General features: G+C 58.9%; 7 protein-coding genes. 5 read left to right on the top strand and 2 right to left on the bottom strand.

Going from position 1 to position 8420, the window contains the following annotated elements; translation table 11 throughout:
• Positions 1 to 246: 246 nt before the first annotated feature.
• Positions 247 to 2061 carry a family 20 glycosylhydrolase gene (locus QZ302_RS07190; protein WP_294594023.1) on the bottom strand — a complete coding sequence of 605 codons (1815 nt, stop codon included), beginning with the start codon at positions 2059 to 2061 and terminating at the stop codon, positions 247 to 249.
• Positions 2062 to 2197: 136 nt separating this feature from the next.
• On the opposite strand from QZ302_RS07190, the gene gcvH reads away from it, so the two are divergent.
• The 5 genes from gcvH to QZ302_RS07165 all read left to right on the top strand — a co-directional run bounded on the left by gcvH (position 2198) and on the right by QZ302_RS07165 (position 7313).
• Positions 2198 to 2578: a glycine cleavage system protein GcvH gene (gcvH, locus tag QZ302_RS07185; protein ID WP_294594021.1), complete on the top strand. Its 381-nt coding sequence runs from the start codon at positions 2198 to 2200 to the stop codon at positions 2576 to 2578.
• 53 nt (positions 2579 to 2631) lie between these two features.
• Positions 2632 to 3576: a malate dehydrogenase gene (locus QZ302_RS07180; RefSeq protein WP_294594020.1), complete on the top strand. Its 945-nt coding sequence runs from the start codon at positions 2632 to 2634 to the stop codon at positions 3574 to 3576.
• A 62-nt stretch (positions 3577 to 3638) separates the two neighbouring features.
• On the top strand, positions 3639 to 4454 hold the full coding sequence (gene panB, locus QZ302_RS07175; protein WP_294594018.1) for a 3-methyl-2-oxobutanoate hydroxymethyltransferase: 816 nt from the start codon (positions 3639 to 3641) through the stop codon (positions 4452 to 4454).
• A gap of 416 nt (positions 4455 to 4870) precedes the next feature.
• Complete coding sequence (locus QZ302_RS07170) at positions 4871 to 6553, top strand: peptide MFS transporter (RefSeq protein ID WP_294594017.1); 1683 nt, start codon at positions 4871 to 4873, stop codon at positions 6551 to 6553.
• 157 nt (positions 6554 to 6710) lie between these two features.
• A complete protein-coding gene (locus QZ302_RS07165; RefSeq protein WP_294594016.1) occupies positions 6711 to 7313 on the top strand; it encodes a porin family protein in 603 nt (200 codons plus the stop codon).
• 31 nt (positions 7314 to 7344) lie between these two features.
• Here the strand turns inward: QZ302_RS07165 and QZ302_RS07160 are convergent, their stop codons facing one another.
• Positions 7345 to 8190 (bottom strand): bifunctional methionine sulfoxide reductase B/A protein, encoded by an 846-nt coding sequence (locus QZ302_RS07160; RefSeq protein ID WP_294594015.1) that lies wholly within the window; start codon positions 8188 to 8190, stop codon positions 7345 to 7347.
• Positions 8191 to 8420: the final 230 nt, after the last annotated feature.

Here is an 8420-nt window from a genome sequence, read left to right as displayed (position 1 = left end):
GCAATTCTTGCCGGATTGGCCAAGTGCCAACCGGCAGAATATGCCATCTTAAGCGGGCGGGCGACGACTTTTTGACGGAGTCGATTTTTTCGCGCAAGGCGCGCGTCTGTCCTACGGGAGGGTACTGCCCTCGGGCCGGGCAGGCCCCGCGTGCCCGCGGTGGGCAATGGGCCGCCTCGGCCCAATTCATTGTCCGCGCGCCAGGGAAATCTTGTCCAAAGCGCAAGTAGCTTTGACTGATTTCCTTTAGCGAGGCACGAAGGCGAAGATCCAGTGCTGCCCCCGGAAGAGCTTGCGAGAACGGAGTACGATTCGGTTCGTCCCCGCTTTCAGGGCGATTTCGACCGGCTCACGCGTCCAGAACAGCTGTTCCGCCGTATACGGAAACTCCTCTTCCGGTCTGGCCCACGTGTTGAACCGGAACGCATACGCGCCCGGCTCTCGCCACACCGGCGGTTCGATCCGGACGCCGTTTACCCACGCCTCGCCCGCAGCCTCCCACGCTCCCTGTGTGCCGATGCCCGACGAAATGCGGTTCGACCGCGACGGAGCCTCGAAACCGATCTGGGCGAGGATGACCGTGTCGCGCGGCACCGTGATGATAGTCTCCGCCCACACCTCGCCCGAATCCGGCTTTGGTAACGACAGCGTGGCCAGCATCGCGTCCACGTCGATCGCCCCGCCATATAAAGTATGCCATTTCAGGTTCGAAGTGTCGCTCCCGAATGCCGCAGGTTCCGATACCCGCCACTTCAGCGAAGCGTTGGGCCACCAGCAGAAAGGTTCCTCTTTGAGCAGACCCTCCTTGTGGGTCAGCATACGTCCTTCGAACTCCGCCAAAGCCACTCCTGCCGGCGTCGAAGGATCGGGGAATAGGTTCGGATTCGTCGGAGACCCCTCCGGCTTCTGCCCGCCTCGCCATAGCCGTTCGGCGAAAGGCAGCAGTCCCGACCATACCCCGCTATTCCGCATCAACCCCTCCAAACCCGGCGACTTCGTGTCGTTCCACAGGCAGAGAATCCCCCCCAAAGCCGTCGAATCGCCCTGCGCCTGGTCGCACGGGTCGTGCAGCAGCATCCGCGGCGTGAACGAAATCGGGTCGTAATTGTTCAGGTACCCCATATACGAATCGACGATCGGTCCGCCCTGCGTCCGGTTGCGGGCCACGTAGCCCGAAGCCTCCGACCACACCTGCCGAATGCTTCCGTCCGTCGCCGGCAGACCCGGATCCCACACCATCGGCGTGCGTCCCGCCGCCCGCACCACACTGTCCGCCCACCGCATGAACCCCGTCGGATCCGGAATGTGCACCTCGTCCGAGCCGATGTGGATGTACGGCGCCTCCGAGACCGGTATCTCGGTGAAAAACTCCTCCAAAGCCTCCTCCAATATCCGCATCCCCCGCGGATCGGCCATGCCGAAACCGAACGTCGAGTTGAAATAGGTGCTGTGGCCCGGCATGTCGATCTCCGGCACCACCAGTATGCCGTGTTTCCGGGCATAGTCGATCACGTCGCGAATCTCGCCGTAGGTGTAGAACTTCCCCTCGTCGCGCCCCGGTCGCTGATACTGCGGATCGTTGAGCTGCGGGAAACGCCGGGACTCGATCCGCCAGGCCGGATAGTCCGTCAGGTGCCAATGGAACAGGTTGATCTTGTACTGCGACAGGAGGCGGATTTGTCGTTTGAGCTCTTCGACCGGAATAAAGTTGCGCCCCGTGTCGTGCATGAAGCCGCGCCAGGCGAAAGCCGGCCAGTCGACGATCCGGACGCTCGGCACCAACCCCCGCTCGTCGGTCAGCTGGCGCAGCGTCTGGCGTGCCCAGATGGCGCCCTGCTCGTCGCGGGCCGTGATTTTAACCCCCTTCCGATAGGTTTCCAGGATATAACCCTCGGCCGGTAGCGACAGGGTGGTGTCGATCCGCACCTTGACGTTCAGCAGCGGAACCAGGTATCGGCCCGTCGTTTCGAGCTGTTGCGGGTAGGGAATCAGAGCCGGTTGCGCCGTCGTCCGTCCGAGGGCGGTGCAGAGCGCGCAAATGAGAAGAAAAAATCGTTTCATAACTTGTGCAAGATAGGAAATTCGGGCGATATGTCAAAGCTCGTCGGAACGATCTGTTAACGGAATAACACCACCCTTGCGCGTTTCGAAAAAAGCGGTATCTTTGGGGCGTTGAACCTAAAAAATCTGATTCGAGATGAGCAACATTCCATCCAACCTGAAATATTCGAAAGACCACGAGTGGATTCGCGTCGAGGGCGAAGAGGCTTTCGTGGGGATCACCGATTTCGCCCAGAGCCAGCTCGGGGACATCGTTTTCGTGGACATCACGACCGAAGGCGAGACGCTGGCACAGGGCGACGTGTTCGGCACGATCGAGGCGGTGAAGACCGTTTCGGACGCTTTCCTACCGGTGGCGGGCGAGGTGCTGGAGCTCAACGGCGCACTGGAAGACGCCCCCGAAACGGTCAATAAAGACCCCTACGGCGAGGGGTGGATGGTCAAAATCCGCCTCACGGAACCGGGGCAGCTGGACGGGTTGCTGTCGGCCGACGAGTATGCGAAACTGATCGGCTAATCTTTATTTCAACGCAAAGCAGAGAACAAACACTTTAAAATCGAACATAACTCATGGCAAAAGTAACGGTAGTCGGCGCGGGGAACGTGGGAGCAACCTGTGCGAACGTATTGGCCACGCGCGAAGTGTGCAGCGAATTGGTGCTGCTGGACATCAAAGAGGGGGTTTCGGAGGGGAAAATCCTGGATATCTTCCAGACGGCTACGCTGATGGACTTCGACACCAATATCAAGGGGGTGACGAACGACTATGCGGCCACGGCGGGGTCGGACGTGGTGGTGATCACCTCGGGCATGCCTCGCAAACCGGGCATGACGCGCGAAGAGCTGATCGGGGTGAATGCCGGAATCGTTAAATCGGTGGCCGAAAACATCCTGAAACATTCGCCGGAGGCGATTCTGCTCATCGTCTCGAACCCGATGGACCCGATGACCTATCTGGCGCTGAAGGCGACGGGACTGCCCAAAAACCGGGTCTTCGGGATGGGCGGCGCGCTCGACTCGGCACGGTTCAAGTGCTACCTCTCCAAGGCGTTGGGGGTCAACTCCAATGATGTGGACGGGATGGTGATCGGCGGCCACGGCGACACGACGATGATTCCGCTGGTTTCCAAAGCTTCGGTCAAAGGGGTGCCGGTGACGGAACTCTGCAAGGACAAGGCGGTGCTGGACAAAGTGGTGGCCGACACGATGGTGGGCGGCGCGACGCTGACCAAACTGCTCGGCACGTCGGCCTGGTATGCGCCGGGAGCGGCGGCCGCTATGGTGGTCGAGTCGATCGTGCGGGATCAGAAAAAGATCGTCCCGTCGTGCGTCCTGCTCGAAGGGGAGTACGGCCAGAAGGATATCTGCATCGGGGTGCCGACGGTGATCGGGCGCAACGGCGCGGAACGGGTGGTCGAAGTGGCGCTGACTGCCGAGGAAAAGGCCGCTTTCGAAGCGAGCGCCGAGGCGGTGCGCAAGACCAATGCCATCCTTCACGAGATCAACGTGCTGTAACTGCTATCCTTTCGGGGAGAGCGACGTACGGCTAATGAGATTGCATTACCGGTAAGAAATATATGTCATCAGAAGGAAAAACTCGTGCCGTGACCACCTATCGGCTGGCCGAGATGAAAGCCCGCGGCGAAAAGATATCCATGCTCACCGCCTATGACTACACCATGGCCGGGATTATGGATGCCGCCGGGATCGATGTCATCCTGGTCGGCGACTCGGCGGCCAACGTGATCGCCGGGTACAAGACCACCGTGCCGATGACCCTGAACGATATGATTTATCACGGGAAAGCGGTGGCGAGGGCTGTGGAGCGGGCCTTGGTCGTGGTCGATCTGCCGTTCGGGAGCTATCAGGGGAACTCGAAAGAGGCCTTGAACTCGGCGGTGCGGATCATGAAAGAGACCGAGGCCGATGCGGTGAAGCTGGAGGGGGGCGCCGAGGTGATCGATTGCGTACAGCGGATTCTCTGTGCCGGGATTCCGGTGATGGGGCATCTGGGGCTCACGCCGCAGTCGATCAACAAGTACGGCACCTATGCCGTGCGGGCCAGGGAGGAGGCGGAGGCGGAGAAACTCTACTCCGACGCGCTACTGCTGGCCGAGGCCGGATGCTTCGGCATCGTGCTCGAAAAGATTCCCGCCGTGCTGGCGGGGCGGGTGGCCGAGGCGGTGAAGATTCCGATCATCGGGATCGGGGCGGGAAACCGGGTGGACGGACAGGTGCTCGTCTCTTATGATATGCTCGGGATTAACAACGGTTTTTCGCCGCGTTTTCTGCGGCGGTATCTGAACCTCCACGAGCAGATTACGGCGGCGGTGGAGCAGTATCGGGAAGACGTCAAATCCGGCGATTTTCCGAACGACGGGGAGCAGTATTGACCGGGTTTTTCACAATTGATTAACTTTTCGCTGCCGCGGGGCTTTCATTTAGAAGCGCCCGCGGCAGTTTTTTGTGGACAGCGGGCCGAAAACAGGTTTTTAACAGGTTCTTATCGCTTTTTGAACCCTTATCGACATCCTATTCACGAAATTTCGCCCGGTTGTCATCGAAATGCAAACAGGTTATAAACCAATTATTCACAATTTATAAACACATCCTCTGCTCGAATCCGGGTGCGCCCCATCTTGTCAGACCGTGGCTGTGCCGCCTCCCGAACCGGCCCGGCTTGCATTTTTCGACGAAATCGTTACTTTTGTAAATCGTAAACTCGGCGCGGATCGACTCTCCCCCGACTCGAAGCGCCGGGGTTCTCTCGCACAAACCACGCAATTATTAACCAAAATCCACATAGCTAATGTTAAAAGGACAACCCAAAGGTCTGTTCGTATTGGCGTTGGCCAACATGGGCGAGCGTTTCGGCTACTACACCATGCTGGCGATCTTCGTCCTCTACATGCAGGCCAAATTCGGCTACACGGAGGATCAGACCAGCACGACGTTCGGGATCTTCCTGAGTATGGTCTACTTCCTGCCGCTGTTCGGCGGGCTGCTGGCCGACAAGGTGCTCGGCTACGGCAAGACCATCGCCCTCGGGATCATCATCATGTTCGCCGGGTACTTCTGCCTCGCCATTCCGACCGGTGTCGGGACGGGGGCCCAGATCGCCATGTTCGGCGCGCTGGCTCTGATCGCCCTCGGGACAGGGTGTTTCAAGGGGAACCTTCAGGCGCTGGTCGGCAACCTCTACGACGATCCGAAGTACAGCGCCAAACGGGACATCGCGTTCAGTATCTTCTACATGTGTATCAACATCGGGGCTTTCTTCGCTCCGTCGGCGGCCGAAGGGGTTTCGAACTACTTCCTCGAAAAGGACGGATACACCTACAATGCCGATATTCCTGCGCTGGCGCACCAGTTGAAGAACGGGACGATCTCGCCCGAAGCGACGGCCCGGTTCAGCGAGATGGCGGCCCAACAGGGCTACACGGGAACCGACCTGGCTCAGTTTGGCGACAGCTATATCGCCAGTCTCGGTCAGTCGTATAACTACGGTTTCGGGGTGGCTTGCCTGTCGTTGATCGTTTCGATGATCATTTTCGTCGGCTTCCGCAAGTACTACAAGGCGGCCGACAAAACCGAAAAGGAGAAACAGGCTCAACGCGATCCGAATGCCGTGGAGCTCACCGCGCAGCAGGTCAAAGACCGGCTGGTGGCTTTGGGGCTGGTGTTCGCCGTGGTGATCTTCTTCTGGATGTCGTTCCACCAGAACGGGCTGACGATGACTTTCTTCGCGCGCGACTATACGCAGACGGCGGTCAGCGGGTTCGACCGTTTCGGCTTCTCGTTGTTGACCTTGCTGCCATTCGCTTTCTGTTTCTACGGCATTATCTCGCTCTTCCAGGGGACGACGGCGCGGGCCAAAGGGGTCGGGGCGCTGTTGGCTCTTGTCGGCGGGGGATGCGCCTGGTGGGCTTACAGCTCGTTCCCGGCCGAAATGGCGATCTCGCCGCAGATTTTCCAACAGTTCAACGCATACTTCATCGTCCTCTTTACGCCACTCATGGTAGCGTTCTTCTCGTGGCTCAACAAGAAGGGCAAGGAGCCCAGCGCGCCGCGTAAGATCGGTATCGGGATGTTGATCGCCGCTATCGGGTTCATTCTGTTGGCCGTGGCATCGACCGGGCTGCCGACGCCGGAGGCGTTGAAAGGGATGGGCGGTTTGAGCGAATCGGCCCGCGTGTCGCCGAATTGGTTGATCTCGACCTATTTCGTGCTGACGATCGCCGAGCTGTTCCTCAGCCCGATGGGTATCTCGTTCGTTTCGAAGGTGGCGCCGCCGAAGTATAAGGGGCTGGCACAGGGCGGCTGGCTGGCGGCTACGGCTGTCGGGAACTACCTTGTGGCGATTATCGGTTACCTGTGGGGCGGGATGCCGCTGTGGATGTTGTGGGGTATTTTGGTGCTCTGCTGCGCGGTGTCGGCTATTTTCCTCTTCAGCGTGATGAAAAAGCTGGAGCGGACGACGCGCGATGCGTAATCGGTTTCGACACGGAATACCGAGATTGTTCGAATTTTTGGAAAGGATATTCCGAACGGAACGATTTTTGTTCATAAAAGCGGAGGAGAGGCGATGCCTCTCCTCCGCTTTTTTTCCTATATTTGTACGCAATAGAAATTCTGTCCCGTTCCGACTCATGAAGAAATTCGTCCGGCTCCTCTTGTTGTTTCCGCTCGCCTGTGGTATGGCGACGACCGTTTCGGCCCAGGTCAAAGGGCTCGGTTTCGGCCCGCGCGTGGGGTTGAACTTCGCCGACTATATGAACAGTCCGGGCAGTACGCGCACGGGGCTCTACGCCGGCGCGTTCCTCGATTACCACATCACCCACCGGTGGGGGCTGGAGACGGGGGCCTACTATTCGCAGTTGGGGTCGACCAACAATGTCGAGATGGGGCATGCCAGCCGGACGATCCATCGGATGGAGTATCTTTCGGTGCCGTTCGTGGCTAAGTTCAATTTCCTGGGCGGTTTCCGGGCGATTGCGGGGGTGGAGGGGCTTTTCAAGCTGTCGGCGAAGTGTGTCGAAAAGGACGGCGGGCCGACGATGACGATGCAAAATGTCCGTTCGGCGAATCTGGCGTTCACCGTCGGGGCGGGTTATCTGTTCCGTTGCGGGCTGGACATCACGGCGTCGTATTCCAAAGGGTTCAACAGCGCGATCCGCCATACGGGCGAGACGACTTGTCCGACTTACTTTCGGGTGGCTGCGGGCTGGCGCTTCATCGGAACCAACAAATAATCTCTTTTTTTCTTAATAGGCTGCGAAAAGGTCAGAATCGTTTGGTATAGGCGTGGCAGTAGGGTTCGGTGCCTTTGCGCCGGTAGTAATCCTGATGATAGGTCTCGGCCGGCCAGAAAACGGTGGCCGGAGTGACTCGCGTGGCGATCCGATATCCTTTGGCTTCGAGCTGCCGAATCAGGCGTTCGGCGATGGCTTTCTGTTCGGGACCGAGGTAGAAGATCTCGGAACGATACTGCGGCCCGAGGTCGGGCCCTTGTCCGTCCTGTTGGGTCGGGTCGTGGATCTCGAAAAAACGTTTCGCTAAGGTTTCGTAGTCGATTTTCGTCGGGTCGTAGGTGATGCGGACGGCTTCGGCGTGTCCGGTCTTTTGAGTACAGACCTGTTCGTAGGTGGGGTGATCGGTCGTTCCGCCGATATAGCCCGATTCGACTGAGATCACGCCTGTCTGTTGCTGCATCAGGTGTTCGACGCCCCAGAAGCAGCCGCCGGCAAAGATGGCTTCGGCGGTGGATGCCGGTGCGGCGGGTTCGAACTCCAGGGAGATCGAATTGACGCAGTGGCGGGTGTTTTTCGGGGTGAATCCTTCGCCGGTGAATACGTGGCCGAGGTGGGCGCCGCATCGGGTGCAGGTGATTTCGGTGCGTTGTCCGTCCGGGTCGGGGGTGCGTCGTACGGCGCCGGGCAGTGCGTCGTCGAAGCTGGGCCAGCCGCATCCGGAGTCGAATTTGTCGGCCGACCGATAGAGCGGTGCGCCGCACTGTTTGCAGTGGTAGGTGCCGTCGGCGTCGAAGGTGACGTATTTTCCGCTGAAGGGGGCTTCGGTACCTTTGTCGATGATGACGTGTCTCTCTTCGGGGGTCAGGTCTTTTTTCATAGTTTGTTTCGCAGGGGTATTCGCGCTGCATCCGTAGAGCAGGGCGATGACAAGAATAGCAAATTTATCCATATCTGTTAAAACGCAAAAAATATGCCGTCTCTTGTCCTGTTATTCGATTTTGTTTCGGCTTGCGGATGAGTAGGAAGTGGGGGCGCCATTGTTGTGTGTGGAATAGAGAATAGGGGCTGAGTCTGCCCGCGTTGTATAGGGGTAGAGGCTGCCATTTG

Source organism: uncultured Rikenella sp. (genome assembly GCF_910579375.1).
Classification (GTDB): domain Bacteria; phylum Bacteroidota; class Bacteroidia; order Bacteroidales; family Rikenellaceae; genus Rikenella.
The sequence above is the reverse complement of the archived record's forward strand: the minus strand, read 5'-3'. Positions and strand labels throughout refer to the sequence as shown.